We start from the raw sequence: 17,187 nt of genomic DNA on the forward strand, positions 1-17,187 counted from the left end.
CGTCGAAAATTGACCGCGGTCAATGAGTGGCGCATGGGCGGCTCGCTATGATGGGTTCACTTGAAACGGAGAAGAAGATTTCATTATGAAAAACGACATTCAATTAGAAGAATTCCAGTCGCCCTCAGGGGCACTGACCGACGGCTTCCACCTGGTCATCGACGCCCTGAAACACAACGACATCGACACCATCTTCGGTCTGGTCGGCATTCCGATCACGGACCTGGCCCGCCTGGCCCAGGCCGAGGGGATGCGCTTCATCGGTTTCCGCCACGAACAACACGCCGGCAATGCGGCGGCCATCGCCGGCTACATGACCAAAAAGCCGGGGATTTGCCTGACCGTGTCCGCGCCCGGTTTCCTGAACGGCCTGACGGCACTCGCCAATGCCACCGTCAACTGCTTTCCGATGATCCTTATCAGCGGTTCCAGCGAACGTGAAATCGTCGACTTGCAACAGGGCGATTACGAAGAAATGGATCAGCTCAATGCGGCCAAACCGTACGCCAAAGCAGCCTACCGCATCAACAAAGCCGAAGATATCGGCATTGGCATTGCGCGCGCGATTCGTGCGGCCGTGTCCGGCCGTCCCGGCGGCGTCTATCTGGATCTGCCGGCGCAATTGCTGGCGCAGTCGCTCGACGCCGAACACGGCAAAAAATCGCTGGTGCGCGTGGTCGATCCGGTACCGCGTCAACTTCCGGCGCCGGAGTCGGTCCAGCGTGCGCTCGATCTGCTGGAAGGCGCCAAGCGTCCGCTGATACTGTTGGGTAAAGGCGCCGCCTACGCCCAGGCCGACGCCGACATTCGTGCGTTGATCGAACAAACCGGCATCCCGTATCTGCCGATGTCGATGGCGAAAGGCCTGCTGCCCGACACGCATGCGCAATCGGCGGCCGCCGCCCGTTCCTTCGTTTTAGCGGAAGCCGACGTTGTGGTGCTGATCGGCGCCCGCCTGAACTGGCTGCTGGCCCATGGCAAGGGTAAAACCTGGGGTGGACCGAAGCAATTCATCCAGATCGACATCTCGCCCACCGAAATCGACAGCAACGTGGCGATCGCCGCGCCGCTGATCGGCGACATCGGCTCCTGCGTATCGGCCCTGCTGGCCGGCATCGATGCCGGTTTCGGCAAGCCGGACGTCGAATGGACTGGCGCGATCGCACAGCGCAAGCAGAAAAACCTGGCGAAGATGGCGGCCACCCTCGACCAGAATCCGTCGCCGATGAACTTCCACAGCGCACTGCGCGCGATCCGCGATGTGCTCAAGACGCGCCCGGACATCAACGTCGTCAATGAAGGCGCCAACACCCTCGATTACGCCCGCAGCATCATCGACATGTACCAGCCGCGCAAGCGGTTCGACTCCGGCACCTGGGGCATCATGGGCATCGGCATGGGGTACGCCATCGGTGCGGCGGTCACAAGCGGTTTGCCGGTGGTGGCCATCGAAGGCGACAGCGCTTTCGGTTTCAGCGGCATGGAACTCGAGACCATCTGCCGCTACGAGCTGCCGGTCATCTCCGTGATCTTCAACAACAACGGCGTCTACCGCGGTACCGACGTCAATCCGACCGGAGGCAAGGACGTTGCCCCGACCGTGTTCGTCAAGGGCGCGCGCTACGACAAGATGATTGAAGCCTTCGGCGGCATCGGTTACCACGTCACCACGCCGGCAGAAATGACGCAGGCATTGAGCGCAGCGATCGCGGCAGGCAAACCGGCGCTCATCAACGCCGTCATCGACGAAGCAGCGGGTACCGAGAGCGGCCGCCTGACCAATCTGAATCCGCAAAGCAGCGCGACCAAGAAGTAAGCAATTTAACGTCATAAAAGGAATCTACCCATCATGAGCAAGCCACTAGACGGAATCAAAATCATTGATTTCACCCACGTGCAAGCCGGCCCCGCCTGCACCCAGATGCTGGCCTGGTTCGGCGCCGACGTCATCAAGGTTGAACGCCCCGGCTCGGGCGATGTTACACGCAGTCAGTTGCGTGACATTCCGGATGTCGATGCGCTGTATTTCACGATGTTGAACAGCAATAAAAAATCGCTGACGCTGGACACCAAGAAGCCTGAGGGCAAGGAGGTCCTGGAAAAGCTGATCAAGGAGTCCGACGTACTGGTCGAGAATTTCGGGCCGGGCGCGTTGGACCGCATGGGCTTCACCTGGGAACGCATCAACGAACTCAATCCGAAGATGATCGTCGCCTCGGTCAAAGGCTTTAGCGACGGCCACCATTACGAAGACCTGAAGGTCTACGAAAACGTCGCGCAATGCGCCGGCGGCGCGGCGTCCACCACCGGTTTCTGGGATGGCCCGCCGACGGTAAGTGCCGCCGCGCTCGGCGACACCAATACCGGCATGCACCTGGCGATCGGCATTCTGACGGCATTGATCGGCCGTGAAAAAACCGGCAAGGGCCAGAAGGTGGCGGTCTCGATGCAGGATAGCGTACTGAACCTGTGCCGCGTCAAGTTGCGCGACCAGCAACGGCTGGACCGGATCGGTTATCTGGAGGAGTATCCGCAATATCCGCATGGCAAATTCAGCGACGTCGTGCCGCGTGGCGGGAATGCCGGCGGTGGCGGCCAGCCGGGCTGGGTGCTCAAGTGCAAGGGCTGGGAAACCGATCCGAACGCGTATATCTATTTCACCATCCAGGGCCATGCCTGGGCGCCGATCTGCAAGGCGCTGGGCAAGGAAGAATGGATCGAGGACAAGGCCTACAACACGGCTGCGGCGCGGCAGGACAAGATCTTCGATATCTTTGCGGTGATCGAGCGTTGGCTCAAGGATAAAACCAAGTTCGAAGCCGTGGATATCTTGCGCAAATTCGACATTCCCTGCTCGCCGGTGATGTCGATGAAGGAAATCGCCGCCGATCCGTCGCTGCGCGCCAGCGGGACCATTACCGAGGTCGATCACAAGGCCCGTGGTAAATATCTTACAGTCGGCAGTCCCATCAAGTTCTCGGAGACCACGGTCGAAATCACCGGCTCGCCATTGTTGGGCGAACATACCGACGAAGTGCTGGCGAGCCTCGGCTACAATCCGGACCAGGTGGCCGCTTTGCATCTCGCACAGGCGGTTTAAAATAACGGCCCGGTAACTAGGGGCCGCGGAACCACAGCGGAAGCCAGCTCGTGGAAATCACGATGCTTGGCAAATCCGGCATTTTTGTACGCTGACTTTTTTCTTACCTCCATTTGTCCGGCACACCAAAGGATCATGACGCAATTTCGCCGCGCGCATATGTCGCACCAAGGCTCTGTACTGGTGCTGTCCGGTGTCGATATTGAGGTCGTACTGCGCTCTGAAGACGATTGCGTGTCGTTCGAATATTCTCTTGCTGAAATTGACTGCAAAAAAATGCAGGCTGCGGGATACCGGAAAATCGGCAGGAATGTCGCATCATTCTCGAACCAGCTGTTTTGCGTTGAAACCTGGTGTAAAAGCCACGTTCACGTGTCTCCATGATCCCTTCATCCGTAAATCGGATGGCCCATTTTTTCCGGCAACCTCAACCAGCCGCTCCGCCGGCCGCGGCCAGCCATTCGGAGACCCGCTGCTGCATTCGGGTAAATGCAAAATCAAGCTCCGGCATCCGACCCGAGACAATATCGGCGATCGCCCGACCCGAGCCGCAACCCATGGTCCAGCCCAACGTGCCGTGGCCGGTATTCAGGAACAGATTGCTGAACCGGGTTGCACCGATATAAGGTACGTTGGACGGCGTCAACGGCCGCAGGCCGGTCCAGAAAAGCGGATTGCCGTAGTCGCACGCCTGCGGGAACAATTCGCGCGTGCGGCGGGTGATGATGTCGCAGCGCGTGGCGTTCAGTTCGCGTGTATAACCGTTGAACTCACAGGTTCCTGCCACGCGCAAGCGATCGCCCAGACGCGACATCACCAGCTTGTAAGCGTCGTCCGTCAGGGATACCGATGGCGCTGCGTCACGATCTGTAACGCGGTAAGTGGCCGAATAGCCTTTGCCCGGATAGATCATCAGGTCGATGCCCAAGGGCTTGAGCAGCGCCACCGAAAAGCTCCCCAGCGCCACCACGAACGCATCGGCGTGCAGAACCTGGTGAATTCCCTCCGCGTCAATGATTTCGACGCCGCTGATCTTCGCCGATGCACCGGCGCCGGTGCTCAGCAAGCGTGTGATGGTCGTGTTGAAACGGAAATTGACGCCAGCTTCAACCGCCTTGCCAGCCAATCCCGTTGTGAATTTGTAGACGTCGCCGGATTCGTCGGTAGCAGTGAAATCGCCGCCGACAATTCTGGTGCGGCTATGTGCTAGCGCCGGTTCGATTTTGACCACTTCATCTGCGCTGATAGATTCACGCGGACAGCCGAGATCGCGCATGAATCTGGCGGCCGGCAGGGAAGCATCGAAATCCTTCTGATCTGTATAGAAATGCAGAATGCCACGCGTCAGGCAATCGTATTCGATACCGGTTTCGGCACGTACCGCTTGCAGCGTTTGCCGGCTGTATTCCGCGATGGCGACGATCTTGCGAATATTGCTGGCGGTACGTACTGGCGTGCATTCGCGCAAAAAATTCAGTCCCCACTTCCACTGCAGCCATTCGGGGCGGAAGCGGTACAGCAAAGGCGCATCTTCCTGGCCCAGCCATTTGAATATTTTCATCGGTGCGGAAGGATTGGCCCACGGCACCGCATGCGAAACGGAAATCTGGCAACCGTTGGCAAAGCTGGTTTCCTGCGCCGCGCCGGGCTGGCGCTCGATGACGCTGACATCATGCCCCGCTTTACGCAGGAACCAGGCCGAAGCGGTGCCGACTATGCCGGCTCCCAACACGATGACTTTCATAAGCTAGTGTCCTGAGTAGTCAACCAGGCTCAGGCCGCGATTTCTGCAATCCGTAACAGGTTGGTGCTGCCCCGCTGGCCGAACGGCATGCCGGCGGTGATGGCGATCTGATCGCCGACGCGCGCAAACCCCTCCTCACGCGCCACACGGGATGCGGTTTCCACCATGTCGTCCAGGTTGCGTACATTAGCGCTGACCGTGGAATGGACGCCCCGTACCAGGCCCAGACAGCAACGCTATCCGGGCCAGTGCGCAGAAAATAATCAGAATATGTACTTCATACCCAAGCTCACGCCTTGAATCCTGCCGCCGGCCCAGCAATGCGGTCCATTACCGTTTGGATCAAAGCCAGTAGGATCAGGATTGGTCGCATCATGGCAATCCGTAGTGACTCCCCGCCCACCAGCGCCTAATGCATAGTGTGCATCGGCGCCATTCACTACCAAACCATAATCGGCATAGTAGCTGAACTGCTTGTCCACCTGATGCTTCCAAGCCAGCGTGTACAGGTTGGCGGCATTATTCGGGTTGGTGCCGCCGGCAGTATTGTGCTGGCCAGGATCGCCAGGCGTCTTAAAGGCATGTGCCCAGCCGAAATGCACACTGTCCTTGTCCGAAAGTGTCTGACTCACTGCCAGCCAGGTTCCCTTCCGGCTGCGTTCGTCTTGAAAACTCAGGCGTTGAGGCACATTTCGTTTCAGACTCTCATAGATGCCGCTTACCGTCGTCCCTGTCGCGAAACCATATTGGGCGCCAATCTTTGCGGCGTGCTCATCCGCTATGTCGCCCGCGTCAAATGCCGGAAGGTCGCTGGTACGGTTTACCTTCTTGTGCAGCTCATAAGCGCTGGTCAAATAAAGGCCCCCGTTGCGATAAGCGGCGCTGACACTGTAAGCGCTTCCATAGGCGCCGTCGTTACAGGCGGTTTGCGTTCCACTCCCGCCGCTGCCGGGAATATTGCCCCCGGCGCAATCCGACTCGCCGGCAGCCAAATTGCTGTTGTCGCTGGCGCGGTTCTGCCCCGGAGAAATCAGGGCGTTCACGGTAAATCCGTGCCAGTTGGGCGATTCGTACCATAGTGCATGATCCAGTCGCGTTCCGAATTCAACGCGATTGTCTCCACCTGTATTGCCCATGATGACACCATAATCGCCAAGCATCCCCGAGAATGGATTCATAGACGCGGTGGAGGTCTTGTAAGGAGCATCGGTCTTGCCGATTTTCATCGCGCCCCAAGCGGAGGAAGACAGGCCAATAAAGCTGTTGCGGGAAGTTAACCCTCCCTTCACGACGTTGCTGGTATTGCTATTGCTTGCACCGGTACCGGACGAGGCTGACACATCAATCTGCGTTTCAAGCTGGTACACGAATTTGGCAGGAAAGGCGCCCAGAGACTGGAAACCGCGCACCCCTATATAGGACAGGTTGCTCGAAATCGCCGGCATCCAGCCGCCGTTTCCAGTCGGCCTGGAGCCATCCGGCGCCACCATATTAGAGATACCCTTGGTCGTGTAATCCATCGACAGATCAAGATTGCCATATAGTGACACTTCACCGCCGCGCGTGAGGAAGGTGACGCCGTCACCCGATTTGCGCTCGAGAAATGCGTGACTCTCGGAAGCGACTGGTGCGGCTTGCGCTTGCGGCTGCGCCTTTTGTTGCGCTGAAACCTGATTGAGGTCCGTTCTAAGCATCTCGATTTGCTTTTGCAACATTTCGATCTGCTGCGTCAACTGCTGAGTAGTGGCTTGAGCGTTGGCGGAACCTGCAAGGCCCGCACCGCTTGCACCAATTATGAAAGCGCATGCTCTCGTCATTGTCTTCTTACGCATATATTCTCCGTCTCCTGATTTTTTTAATGAACGTTATAAACAACTGATGATTTTTGAACTACGACAGCGATCGTACAAATCGTCTTATTATTTATTTCAAAGAAAAATATTCTGCTCAATGCAGAACATACTGCGAAACACTTGCTGATAGCGCCCCTCATGAAAAGGGAATTTTTGAGGTTCTTGACCGAGATCAATTTATGGCTGGTCAACCGCCGATATAAGACATTTCCACTTTCCTGACGTTGGTATGGCCGGTGCGCAGAGCCGAATACCGGTCTGTACGGGCTCGCCATAGGTGGGCGATGGCAGTGGAAATTTCTTCGTCGCTGCGGCCTTCGCGCATCAGTGCGCGCAAATCATGGCCGCTGCTTGCGAACAGACAGGTATAAAGCTTACCTTCCGTTGACAGGCGCGCCCGGCTGCAGGCATGGCAGAACGCTTGCGATACGCTGGAGATCACACCGATTTCTCCTGCGCCGTCCCGATAGCGCCAGCGTTCTGCAGTCTCTCCTGCGTCATTTTTTTCGATTGGTTCAAGCGGCATGAGCGCACTAATGCGGCGCACTACTTCAGCCGACGGAATCACTTCGTTCATCCTCCAACCATTGGACGTACCGACGTCCATGTACTCGATAAAGCGCAGTATGAAAGGCGAATTTTTAAAATGGCGCGCCATCGGCACAATTTCCTGATCGTTCATGCCGCCTTTTACGACCATGTTGACTTTGATCTGGCCCAGCCCTACCCGGTGGGCGGCATCGATTCCGTTCAGCACTTGCGAAACGGGAAAGTCGACATCGTTCATGTGTTTGAATGTAGCGTCATCCAACGCATCCAGAGACACCGTTACCCGCTTCAGTCCGGCATCTTTCAAGGTTTGGGCCATTCTTTCGAGCAACGCGCCGTTGGTGGTCAGGGTCAGGTCCAATTCACGGCCATCGGGCATTTTCAATACGCTTAGCGCCGCAATCAATTTTTCGATGTGCTTGCGCAGCAACGGTTCGCCGCCGGTCAGGCGGATTTTTTCCACTCCATGCGCAACAGCGATTTTTGCAATCCGCATCACCTCCTCGAAAGACAGCAGCGAACTCTGCGGCAGAAATGCATAATCGCGGCCAAAAACCTCTTTCGGCATGCAGTACACGCAGCGGAAATTACAACGGTCAGTGACCGAAATGCGCAAATCCCGCAACGGCCGCCCAAGTGCATCGGCAACGAAGCCGGTAGGCGCTTCGAGTTGCGACGGAACACGCGGCACCTGGTTCAGGTAGCGGCGATCTGTCAGCAGGACAACTTTCCCGCTCATCTCAAAGAATCGCAGCTCTGTGCATCTGCACCGCGTCCAAAACAATGACCTTGAGTCCCCCTCCTCCGTGTTCGTCGACGTATTGCAGCAGGGAGCGCCGCATCCTCGGTTCCCAGAACGATTTCAGGTGCCTCGCAATATCTGTCAAGGCCTGATGCCGGTCCGGCATGGTTTCAAAAAAAGCACCGATCTGATTCGCCATCGTGATGAGGCTATCCGCATTCATTGCTGCATCCTTTATTCAATTCACGCGCCGGAAACGGTCAGTTTCTGGTCAGTTCCGGTACGCTCGCCGTTCAACAGCTTCAACTGCTGGTCCGTAAAGCGGCTATATTTCTTTTGCCATTCCGACGGTTGCGCAACAGGCATCACCTGTACCGCAGTGACCTTGTATTCCGGGCAGTTGGTGGCCCAATCGGAATTGTTGGTCGTGATCACGTTGGCGCCGGATTCGGGGAAATGGAAGGTCGTGTACACCACGCCAGGTTGCACCCGCTCTGTGACCGTCGCGCGCAACACCGTTTGTCCGGCGCGCGATTCAATGCCGACCCAGTCGTCCTGTTTGATGCCGCGTTCCTCGGCGTCGTGCGGATGGACTTCCAGCCGGTCTTCGCTGTGCCACTGGTTGTTGTCGGTGCGCCGCGTCTGGGCGCCGACGTTGTACTGCGACAGGATACGTCCGGTGGTCAGAATCAGCGGAAACTTGCGCGTGACCTTTTCTGCGGTGGCGAAGAACTGCGTATTGATAAATTTTCCCTTGCCCCGCACGAATTCGCCGATATGCATGGTTGGCGTTCCGTTAGGAGCGGCATCGTTGCACGGCCATTGAATGCTGCCGAGCTGGTCGATTTTTTTGTAGCTGACGCCGCGGAAAGTTGGCGTCAGTGCGGCGATTTCATCCATGATTTCAGACGGGTTCTTGTATTGCATCGGGTAGCCTAGCGCATTAGCCAACGCGACCGTGACTTCCCAGTCCGACTTGCCGGCTTTCGGCGGCATGACTTTGCGCACGCGGGAAATGCGGCGTTCCGCATTGGTGAAAGTGCCGTCCTTTTCAAGGAACGATGAACCCGGCAGGAAGACATGGGCGTACTTGGCGGTTTCGTTCAGGAACAGGTCCTGCACCACGATGCATTCCATCGCTGCCAGCGCGGCGGTGACATGCTGGGTGTTCGGATCAGACTGGACAATGTCTTCGCCCTCGCAATACAGGCCCATGAACGTGCCATCGAGGGCGGCGTCGAACATGTTGGGGATGCGCAGACCCGGTTCGGGATCCAGCGTGCATTGCCAGGCCTGTTCAAATTCCGTGCGCACTGTCGTGTCGGAGATATGCCGATAGCCGGGCAGTTCATGCGGGAAGGAGCCCATGTCGCAGGCGCCTTGCACGTTGTTCTGACCGCGCAAGGGATTGACGCCGACGCCTTCGCGGCCGACGTTCCCGGTTGCCATGGCCAGATTGGCAATCCCCATCACCATGGTCGAGCCTTGCGAATGCTCGGTCACCCCCAGCCCATAGTAAATCGCGCCGTTGTCGCCGGCCGCGAACAGGCGGGCTGCGCCGCGCAGTTCTTCAGCGGGCACGCCCGTGACGGCTGCCACTGCCTCAGGCGAATTCTCAGGCTGCAACACGAATTGCTGCCAATCCTTGAACGATTGTTCTTCGCAGCGTTCGGCGATGAATTCAGCGTCGAACAGGCCTTCGCGCATGATCACATGCGCGAGCGCGGTGACGACGGCGACATTGGTGCCCGGCATCAGTTTCAAATGGTAATCGGCCTGAACATGGGGTGATCTGACCATCTCGGTGGTGCGCGGATCGATCACGATCAGCTTGGCGCCCTGGCGCAGGCGGCGTTTCATTTGCGAAGCGAATACCGGATGGGCGGAAGCCGGATTGGCGCCGATGATCATGATGACATCGGCTTTCATCACGGAATCGAAGGTCTGGGTGCCGGCTGATTCCCCTAACGTTTGCTTCAGGCCATAACCGGTCGGCGAATGGCAGACGCGGGCGCAGGTGTCCACATTGTTATTCCCGAACGCGGCCCGCACCAGTTTCTGCACCAGATAGGTTTCTTCGTTGGTGCAGCGCGATGAAGTAATGCCGCCGATGGAGTCCTTGCCGAACTTGGCCTGGATGCGACGGAATTCGGACGCTGCGTAATTGACCGCTTCATCCCACGACACCTCCTGCCACGGATCGTTGATGTTCTTGCGGATCATCGGCTTCAGCATACGGTCCTTGTGCGTCGCGTAGCCCCACGCAAAACGGCCCTTGACGCAGGAGTGGCCATGGTTGGCATGCCCATCCTTGTTCGGCACCATGCGCACCACTTCATTGCCTTTCATCTCGGCCTTGAATGAGCAGCCGACGCCGCAATACGCGCAAGTCGTGACCTTGCTGTGTTCGGCCTGGCCCATCATGATGACCGTTTTTTCGGTCAGCGTTGCGGTCGGACAGGCATCGACGCAGGCGCCGCAAGAGACACATTCCGACTCCATGAAAGGCTGATCCTGGCCGGCCGAGACGCGTGCGTCGAAACCGCGTCCCGAGATCGTCAGCGCGAACGTGCCTTGGGTTTCTTCGCAGGCCCGCACGCAGCGGTTACAGACAATGCATTTCGATGCGTCATAGGTGAAATACGGGTTGGACTCATCTTTTTTCAGCTGCAGATGGTTTTTTCCGTCGTAGCCGTAGCGCACCTCGCGCAGACCAACCACGCCTGCCATATCCTGCAATTCGCAGTTGCCGTTGGTCGGGCAGGTCAGGCAGTCGAGCGGATGGTCGGAGATGTACAACTCCATCATGCCTTTCCGGATGTCCGCCAGTTTGGGCGTCTGGGTCTTGACCTTCATGCCGGGTTCGCAGGGCGTCGTGCAGGAGGCCGGATATCCCTTGCGGCCTTCAATTTCGACCAGGCATAAACGGCATGAACCGAACGGCTCCAGGCTATCGGTCGCGCACAGCTTGGGTACATTCACGCCCGCCTCGACCGCCGCGCGCATCACCGAGGTGCCCGCAGCGACATGGACTTCCACGCCATCGATTTCGATCGTGACGGTATGTTCTGAAGCACGCTCCGGCGTTCCGAAATCTAGTGCATTGAGCTGATTCATGTGAATTCCTTTACGCGTCTCGTTATAGTTGGTCAGGCGGCTTTTTGCGCAGTGTCGCCGCCGAAATCTTCCGGGAAATGATTCAAGGCAGACAACACCGGGAACGGCGTCATGCCTCCCATTGCGCATAGCGAACCAGTCAGCATCAGGTCGCACAAATCACGCAGCAAGTGAATTTGCTGCGGACGATTTTGATTGGCGACAATCTTGTCGACCGCTTCGACACCGCGTGTCGAACCGATGCGGCACGGCGTGCATTTCCCGCAGGATTCCACGGCGCAGAATTCCATCGCATAGCGCGCCTGCTTCGCCATATCCACGCGGTCGTCAAACACGACGATGCCGCCATGTCCGACTGCCGCGCCGATGGCCGCAAACGACTCGTAATCCATCGGCGTGTCGAACTGCGCATCCGGCAGATACGCGCCAAGTGGACCACCCACCTGCACCGCGCGAATCGGGCGGCCATTGGCGGTGCCGCCACCGAAATCGACCAGCAGTTCGCGCAAGGTCAGGCCGAAGGCCTTTTCCACCAGGCCGCCATGGCGGATATTGCCGGCCAGCTGGAACGGCAGCGTGCCGCGCGAACGGCCCATACCGTAATTCTGGTAAAAAGCTGCGCCGCGCGCCATGATGAGCGGCACCGCAGCCAGCGAAATCACGTTGTTGATCACGGTAGGCTTGCCGAACAGGCCTTCGATTGCCGGCAGCGGCGGCTTGGCGCGAACGATACCGCGTTTGCCTTCCAGGCTTTCCAGCAGGGCGGTTTCCTCGCCGCAGACATACGCACCTGCCGCCTTGCGTACTTCAAGATGGAAGACGTGACCGGAACCCAGGATATTCTGTCCCAGGTAGCCATGTTCACAGGCAATCGCAATCGCCTGGTTCAGCACCGCGAACGCATGCGGATATTCCGAACGCACGTAGATGTAACCTTGCGTTGCGCCGACCGCGATACCTGCAATGCTCATTCCCTCGATCAGCATGAACGGATCGTCTTCCATCACCATCCGGTCGGAGAATGTGCCCGAATCGCCTTCGTCGGCATTGCACACCACGTATTTTTGCGTTGCCTGCGCGCCGAGCACCGTCTTCCACTTGATGCCGGTCGGGAAAGCGGCGCCGCCGCGGCCGCGCAATCCCGAGTCCAGCACCTGCTGCACCACCTCCGGCGCCGTCATGCCGATGGCGCGCTGCAGGCCGGCATAACCTTCATGCGCAAGATAGTCGTCCAGCGACAACGGATCGGTAATGCCGATACGCGCGAAAGTCAGGCGTTCCTGATTTTTAAGAAAGGGGATTTCATCGGTCACTCCCAGCCATAGCGGATGCGCAGCGCCGCTCACCAGGCCGGCGTCGAACAAGCCGGGGACATCCTCAGGCGCGACCGGTCCATAACCGATGCGACCCTGATCAGTGACCACCTCCACCAAGGGCTCCAGCCAGAACATGCCGCGCGTGCCGTTACGTACAATCCGGATGTCGACACCACGCGCCTGTGCTTCGTGGGCGATGGCGGCGGCAACCTCATTCGCGCCTAAGGCAAGCGCGGTCGAATCGCGAGGAACATAAATGGTAGCGGTCATCGGGCACCTCGTTTGGCCTCAAGAAGGCGATTGAACTTATCGAATGAGACTCGTGCGTGCAGGTCGTCGCCAATCATGATTGCCGGGCCGCATGCGCATTGGCCCAGGCAATACACCGGTTCAAGGCTGAATGCGCCATCCTCGGTAGTTTCGTGAAAATCGCAGGAAAGCGTCGCTTTTGCGTGCGCAGCCAATGCGTCCCCGCCCATCGCCTGGCAAGCTTCTGCACGGCAAACCTGGACCACCTGTCGACCCGGCGCAGTTTGCCGGAAATGGTGATAATAAGTGACCACGCCATGTACCTCTGCACGCGAAACGTTGAGTACCTGTGCGATAAGCTGCACCACCTCCGACGGGATATAGCCGACGCTCTCCTGTATTCCGTGCAGAATCGGCAGCATCGCGCCCGGCATCGCCTTGTGCTGTGCGATGACGGCCTCGACGGCACTCATGTCGAACGTTATTTGCTTGTTAATTTGCGTACTCATACGACTTATCCTTTCAAGCAACTTTCCGCATCCGCACGTAGCCGGTCTCTTCTTGAATCGACTTGCCAAGCATCTTTACCAGCGAGTACACCGTATCGATATGCGGCGTCGGCGTCTCGGTCAAGCGCCCTAGTTCGACCACAGATCCCACCAGCGCATCGATCTCGACAGCCCGTCCTGCCTCGATATCCTGCAGCATCGAGGTTTTGTGTTTACCGACTTTTTCAGCGCCGGCAATGCGCTTCTCCAGGGTCACGCGGAACGTTATACCGAGCTTGTTGGCGATGGCTTGCGCTTCGCGCATCATGTTGGCGGCAAGCTCGCGCGACAGCGGATACTGGCAAATGTCGAGCAAGGTCGAATGGGTTAACGCGCTGATCGGATTGAAGCTCAGATTGCCCCACAGCTTGAGCCAGATTTCGGAGCGAATACTCTCCAGCACCGGCGCCTTGAACCCGGCATTGGCGAAGCATTCAGAGACGCGCGTGACACGTGCGCTGACGGCCCCATCCAGTTCCCCCACCGGGAAGCGGTCGCCCTCGACGTGTTTCACCACGCCCGGAGCAATCAGCTCGGAGGCCGGATATACGACGCAACCGATGACGCGCTGCGCTGGAATTTTTTCACTGATGAGTCCGCTTGGATCGACGCTGCACACGCAACTTCCTTCCAGCGCCGCCCCGTGCTTATGGAAGTACCAATAGGGTATGCCGTTTTGCATGGTCACCACCACGGTATCCGGCCCGAACAGCTTGGGTACATCCTTAGCGACCGCTTCAACCTGATGCGCTTTCATTGCCAGAATCACCATATCCTGCGGCCCGGCTTCGTCATAGTCGTTGGTCGCCTTGACGTTGCGCGCAACGTGCTCGACGCCGTCGGCCATGATCAGCTTCATGCCATTCTTGCGAATGGCTTCCAGGTTTGCGCCGCGCACCATGAACGTTACCTGTTCGCCCGCCAGGGCCAGTTTCACGCCCACATAGCCGCCGATCGCACCGGCACCTACAATCGCAATTTTCATATTCTTGTTCCTCTCCACCAAACTATTCAAAACGGTTGCTGAGCTTGCCGACGCCTGTAATGTCGATCTCGACGGTACTGCCCGGCTTCATTGACCCGACACCGACCGAGGTACCGCATAGAATGATGTCGCCCGGCTGCAAATTCATATCCTGGGAAATCTTGCTGACCAGCTGCGCAACGGAAAACAGCATGTCGCTGATCGGGTAGTCCTGTCGCACTTCGCCGTTGAGCGTGGTCTTCACTACCAGGGTGCTCGGGTCCAGACCGGTCGCCACCACGGGTCCGAACGGGCAAAATGTATCGAAACCCTTGGCGCGCACCCATTGTGCAAACGACGGGTCGCGATTCAATATGTCGGCAACCGTTACATCATTGGCGCAGGTATACCCAAATACATAGTTCATCGCCTCGGCTTCCGGCACCGATTTACATGGCTTGCCGATGACAATGCCCAACTCTCCTTCGAAGACAACCTTGCCGCCGCACGACGGGTTCTGAATCGTCTCGCAGGGATTCAGGTAGGAATTCGGCGCCTTGATCAGATACAAAGGTTCAGGCGGGACCGCCAGATTCAGCTTCTGCCCAAGCGCGCGAAAATTGTTCCACATCGCAATGACTTTGCTTGGCAGAGTCGGCATGAGCAGCTTGACGTCGGACAGTTCCAGCAGCCGTTCCGACGGCACAGGATTGGCGAACATATCACCCTCGCATACCCGAATCCTGTCGCCTTCGAGCAGGCCGAAATGGATCGCATCAGCGTGAAAAAATCGGACCCAGCGTTGTATCATTTGATTGCCTTTAAAAAAACGCTTCCATGCGCGGTACCGTAATAAGGGGCTACAGGCGCTACGCCTTTGTGCGTAGCGCTACAGCACCGACATCAGCAACTTGCCCATTTCTGCCGGATTACGTGTGATCCTGATTCCGCAGGCCTCCATCACCGCCAACTTTTCCTGCGCAGTTCCCTTGCCGCCGGAAATAATCGCGCCGGCATGTCCCATGCGCTTTCCTGCAGGTGCGGTAACGCCGGCAATAAATCCGACCACCGGCTTCTGCATGTTGTCCTTGATCCAGCGGGCGCAGGTTTCCTCCGCATCACCGCCGATCTCGCCCACCATGATCACCGCATCGGTGTCCGGATCTTCATTGAACATGCGCAGCACATCGATATGCTTGAGCCCGCTCACCGGATCGCCGCCGATGCCGACCACAGTCGATTGACCGAGACCGAACTCAGCCAACTGGCCTGCGGCTTCATACGTCAGCGTCCCGGAACGCGACACCACGCCGATACGGCCCTGCTTGTGGATGTGGCCGGGCATGATGCCAATCTTGATTTCATCCGGCGTAATCAACCCCGGGCAGTTCGGCCCAAGCAAGACCGTCTTCTTCCCCGCCATCCGGTTACGCGTGCGTATCATGTCGCGCACGGGAATTCCTTCCGTGATGCAGATCACCAGATCGAGGCCGGCGTCAACCGCCTCATCGATCGCGGCGGCGGCAAAAGGCGGTGGAACGTAGATCACCGAAACTGTGGCGCCGGTCCGTTCCCTCGCCTCCTGCACCGACTCGTAGATCGGAATGCCGTCGAATTCGCCGCCGGCTTTTTTAGGATTCACGCCCGCGACGAAGCAGTTCTTGCCATGCGCATACTCGCGCGACATCCGCGTATGGAACTGGCCGGTCTTTCCAGTCATTCCCTGTGTCATCACTTTGGTGTTTTTGTTGATCAGGATAGACATCGACTTATTTCCCCCGCGCCGCGCTAACGGCCTTTTCGGCCGCCTCGGCCATGTTGTTCGCAGTGATGATCGGGAGTCCCGATTCCGCCAGTATTTTCCTGCCGAGGTCTTCATTGGTGCCCTTCATGCGCACCACAAGAGGCACGTTCAGGTCCACCTGACGCACTGCCGCCACCACACCGGTGGCGATCACATCGCACTGCATGATGCCGCCAAAAATATTCACCAGAATCACCTCCAGGTTTAGGTTCTTCAGCATCAGCTTGAACGCTTCAGTGACTTTTTCGGTGGTCGCGCCGCCGCCTACGTCGAGGAAGTTGGCAGGAGATCCGCCATATAGCTTGATGGCGTCCATGGTTGCCATCGCCAGGCCGGCGCCATTCACCAGGCAACCGATATTGCCGTCGAGTGAGATATAGGCCAGATCGAATTTCGATGCTTCTATTTCCGCCGGATCTTCTTCATCCAGATCGCGCAGTGCGGCGATTTGCGGCTGGCGATACAGCGCGTTCGAATCGAAATTGAATTTGGCATCCAGCGCCATCACACGATCGTCGCCCGTCATAATCAAGGGATTGATCTCAGCCAGCGAGGCGTCGCACTCATCGAAGGCCTGATACAGGCTCTGCATGAAGGTACGGGCTTGCGGAATCACTTTTTCGGGCATCCCGATCTTGCGGGCGATGTCGTCCGCCTCACCGTCTTTCAGGCCGGTGACCGGATCGATGATGACTGTATGGATTTTTTCCGGTGCATGCTCGGCGACTTCTTCGATGTCCATGCCGCCTTCACTAGAAGCCATCAAGGCGACCCGTTGGCTGCTGCGGTCCACCACCATGCCGACATACAGTTCGCGCTGGATGTCGGCGCCCTCTTCGACCAGAAGACGCTTCACCATCCGTCCCTCAGGGCCGGTCTGATGCGTGACCAGCGTCATGCCCAGAATGTTCGAGGCATGCTCGCGCACCTCGTCGATGGATCGCGCCAGCTTGACGCCGCCGCCTTTGCCGCGCCCTCCGGCATGGATCTGTGCTTTGACGACCCATACTTTGCCGCCCAGTTTTTGCGCGGCCTGAACAGCGTCGTCGGCGGAAAAACATGGGAAGCCGCGCGGCGTCGTCACACCGAACTTGCGCAATATTTCTTTGCCCTGGTATTCATGGATATTCATAATTATTCTCGTAAATGCGCGCGGCAGATAGCATCATCGTCGGGCGCAATGTGAGCCGGTGGCACTACG

The 17,187-nt window shown here is 58.0% G+C and carries 14 protein-coding genes and 1 pseudogene; 3 read left to right on the top strand and 12 right to left on the bottom strand.

Translation table 11 applies throughout. The features are described 5' to 3' along the window. Positions 1-85 precede the first annotated feature (85 nt). From oxc to BLV81_RS23770, 3 genes are all read left to right on the top strand, one after another. Complete coding sequence (gene oxc / locus BLV81_RS22070) at positions 86-1,816, top strand: oxalyl-CoA decarboxylase (RefSeq protein ID WP_092353949.1); 1,731 nt, start codon at positions 86-88, stop codon at positions 1,814-1,816. Between the two features lie 33 nt (positions 1,817-1,849). Next, complete coding sequence (frc, locus tag BLV81_RS22075; RefSeq protein ID WP_092353951.1) at positions 1,850-3,100, top strand: formyl-CoA transferase; 1,251 nt, start codon at positions 1,850-1,852, stop codon at positions 3,098-3,100. 135 nt (positions 3,101-3,235) lie between these two features. After that, a complete protein-coding gene (locus BLV81_RS23770; protein WP_143036416.1) occupies positions 3,236-3,484 on the top strand; it encodes a hypothetical protein in 249 nt (82 codons plus the stop codon). A gap of 43 nt (positions 3,485-3,527) precedes the next feature. Here BLV81_RS23770 and BLV81_RS22080 read toward each other — a convergent pair whose 3' ends face one another. From BLV81_RS22080 to sucC, 12 genes and pseudogenes are all read right to left on the bottom strand, one after another. Then, positions 3,528-4,844, bottom strand: a complete 1,317-nt coding sequence (locus tag BLV81_RS22080) for a D-amino acid dehydrogenase (RefSeq protein WP_092360068.1) — start codon at positions 4,842-4,844, stop codon at positions 3,528-3,530. Positions 4,845-4,873: 29 nt separating this feature from the next. Next, positions 4,874-5,071: pseudogene (locus tag BLV81_RS22085) on the bottom strand (pyruvate kinase alpha/beta domain-containing protein); the annotation flags it as partial. A gap of 36 nt (positions 5,072-5,107) precedes the next feature. Further along, on the bottom strand, positions 5,108-6,676 hold the full coding sequence (locus BLV81_RS22090; protein WP_255365421.1) for a porin: 1,569 nt from the start codon (positions 6,674-6,676) through the stop codon (positions 5,108-5,110). Between the two features lie 208 nt (positions 6,677-6,884). After that, positions 6,885-7,985: a GTP 3',8-cyclase MoaA gene (gene moaA, locus BLV81_RS22095; RefSeq protein WP_092360070.1), complete on the bottom strand. Its 1,101-nt coding sequence runs from the start codon at positions 7,983-7,985 to the stop codon at positions 6,885-6,887. A gap of 1 nt (position 7,986) precedes the next feature. Continuing rightward, positions 7,987-8,211, bottom strand: a complete 225-nt coding sequence (locus tag BLV81_RS22100; RefSeq protein WP_092360071.1) for a formate dehydrogenase subunit delta — start codon at positions 8,209-8,211, stop codon at positions 7,987-7,989. 20 nt (positions 8,212-8,231) lie between these two features. After that, on the bottom strand, positions 8,232-11,105 hold the full coding sequence (gene fdhF, locus BLV81_RS22105) for a formate dehydrogenase subunit alpha (RefSeq protein ID WP_092360072.1): 2,874 nt from the start codon (positions 11,103-11,105) through the stop codon (positions 8,232-8,234). Between the two features lie 32 nt (positions 11,106-11,137). Next, positions 11,138-12,691 (bottom strand): formate dehydrogenase beta subunit, encoded by a 1,554-nt coding sequence (locus BLV81_RS22110; RefSeq protein ID WP_092360073.1) that lies wholly within the window; start codon positions 12,689-12,691, stop codon positions 11,138-11,140. Further along, the gene (locus BLV81_RS22115) at positions 12,688-13,179 is read right to left on the bottom strand and encodes a formate dehydrogenase subunit gamma (protein WP_369823923.1); all 492 of its coding nucleotides are present in this window, start codon (positions 13,177-13,179) and stop codon (positions 12,688-12,690) included. Before BLV81_RS22115 ends, BLV81_RS22110 begins: the two co-directional genes overlap by 4 nt. Before the next feature lie 13 nt (positions 13,180-13,192). Beyond that, a complete protein-coding gene (locus tag BLV81_RS22120; protein WP_092360074.1) occupies positions 13,193-14,203 on the bottom strand; it encodes a 2-dehydropantoate 2-reductase in 1,011 nt (336 codons plus the stop codon). A 22-nt stretch (positions 14,204-14,225) separates the two neighbouring features. Continuing rightward, the gene (locus tag BLV81_RS22125; protein ID WP_092360075.1) at positions 14,226-14,993 is read right to left on the bottom strand and encodes a fumarylacetoacetate hydrolase family protein; all 768 of its coding nucleotides are present in this window, start codon (positions 14,991-14,993) and stop codon (positions 14,226-14,228) included. Between the two features lie 78 nt (positions 14,994-15,071). Next, positions 15,072-15,947: a succinate--CoA ligase subunit alpha gene (gene sucD / locus BLV81_RS22130; protein ID WP_092360076.1), complete on the bottom strand. Its 876-nt coding sequence runs from the start codon at positions 15,945-15,947 to the stop codon at positions 15,072-15,074. Positions 15,948-15,951: 4 nt separating this feature from the next. Continuing rightward, positions 15,952-17,118, bottom strand: a complete 1,167-nt coding sequence (gene sucC / locus BLV81_RS22135; RefSeq protein ID WP_092360077.1) for an ADP-forming succinate--CoA ligase subunit beta — start codon at positions 17,116-17,118, stop codon at positions 15,952-15,954. Positions 17,119-17,187 lie beyond the last annotated feature (69 nt).

Source organism: Collimonas sp. OK242, assembly GCF_900107095.1.
In the GTDB taxonomy this organism is placed as follows: Bacteria; Pseudomonadota; Gammaproteobacteria; order Burkholderiales; family Burkholderiaceae_D; genus Collimonas.

What these genes read in the sequence shown, in the direction of transcription:
- oxc (WP_092353949.1), top strand. Translation starts at nt 86, where the DNA reads ATGAAAAACGACATTCAATTAGAAGAATTCCAGTCGCCCTCAGGGGCA.
- frc (WP_092353951.1), top strand. Translation starts at nt 1,850, where the DNA reads ATGAGCAAGCCACTAGACGGAATCAAAATCATTGATTTCACCCACGTG.
- BLV81_RS23770 (WP_143036416.1), top strand. Translation starts at nt 3,236, where the DNA reads ATGACGCAATTTCGCCGCGCGCATATGTCGCACCAAGGCTCTGTACTG.
- BLV81_RS22080 (WP_092360068.1), bottom strand. Translation starts at nt 4,844, where the DNA reads ATGAAAGTCATCGTGTTGGGAGCCGGCATAGTCGGCACCGCTTCGGCC.
- BLV81_RS22090 (WP_255365421.1), bottom strand. Translation starts at nt 6,676, where the DNA reads ATGCGTAAGAAGACAATGACGAGAGCATGCGCTTTCATAATTGGTGCA.
- moaA (WP_092360070.1), bottom strand. Translation starts at nt 7,985, where the DNA reads ATGAGCGGGAAAGTTGTCCTGCTGACAGATCGCCGCTACCTGAACCAG.
- BLV81_RS22100 (WP_092360071.1), bottom strand. Translation starts at nt 8,211, where the DNA reads ATGAATGCGGATAGCCTCATCACGATGGCGAATCAGATCGGTGCTTTT.
- fdhF (WP_092360072.1), bottom strand. Translation starts at nt 11,105, where the DNA reads ATGAATCAGCTCAATGCACTAGATTTCGGAACGCCGGAGCGTGCTTCA.
- BLV81_RS22110 (WP_092360073.1), bottom strand. Translation starts at nt 12,691, where the DNA reads ATGACCGCTACCATTTATGTTCCTCGCGATTCGACCGCGCTTGCCTTA.
- BLV81_RS22115 (WP_369823923.1), bottom strand. Translation starts at nt 13,179, where the DNA reads ATGAGTACGCAAATTAACAAGCAAATAACGTTCGACATGAGTGCCGTC.
- BLV81_RS22120 (WP_092360074.1), bottom strand. Translation starts at nt 14,203, where the DNA reads ATGAAAATTGCGATTGTAGGTGCCGGTGCGATCGGCGGCTATGTGGGC.
- BLV81_RS22125 (WP_092360075.1), bottom strand. Translation starts at nt 14,993, where the DNA reads ATGATACAACGCTGGGTCCGATTTTTTCACGCTGATGCGATCCATTTC.
- sucD (WP_092360076.1), bottom strand. Translation starts at nt 15,947, where the DNA reads ATGTCTATCCTGATCAACAAAAACACCAAAGTGATGACACAGGGAATG.
- sucC (WP_092360077.1), bottom strand. Translation starts at nt 17,118, where the DNA reads ATGAATATCCATGAATACCAGGGCAAAGAAATATTGCGCAAGTTCGGT.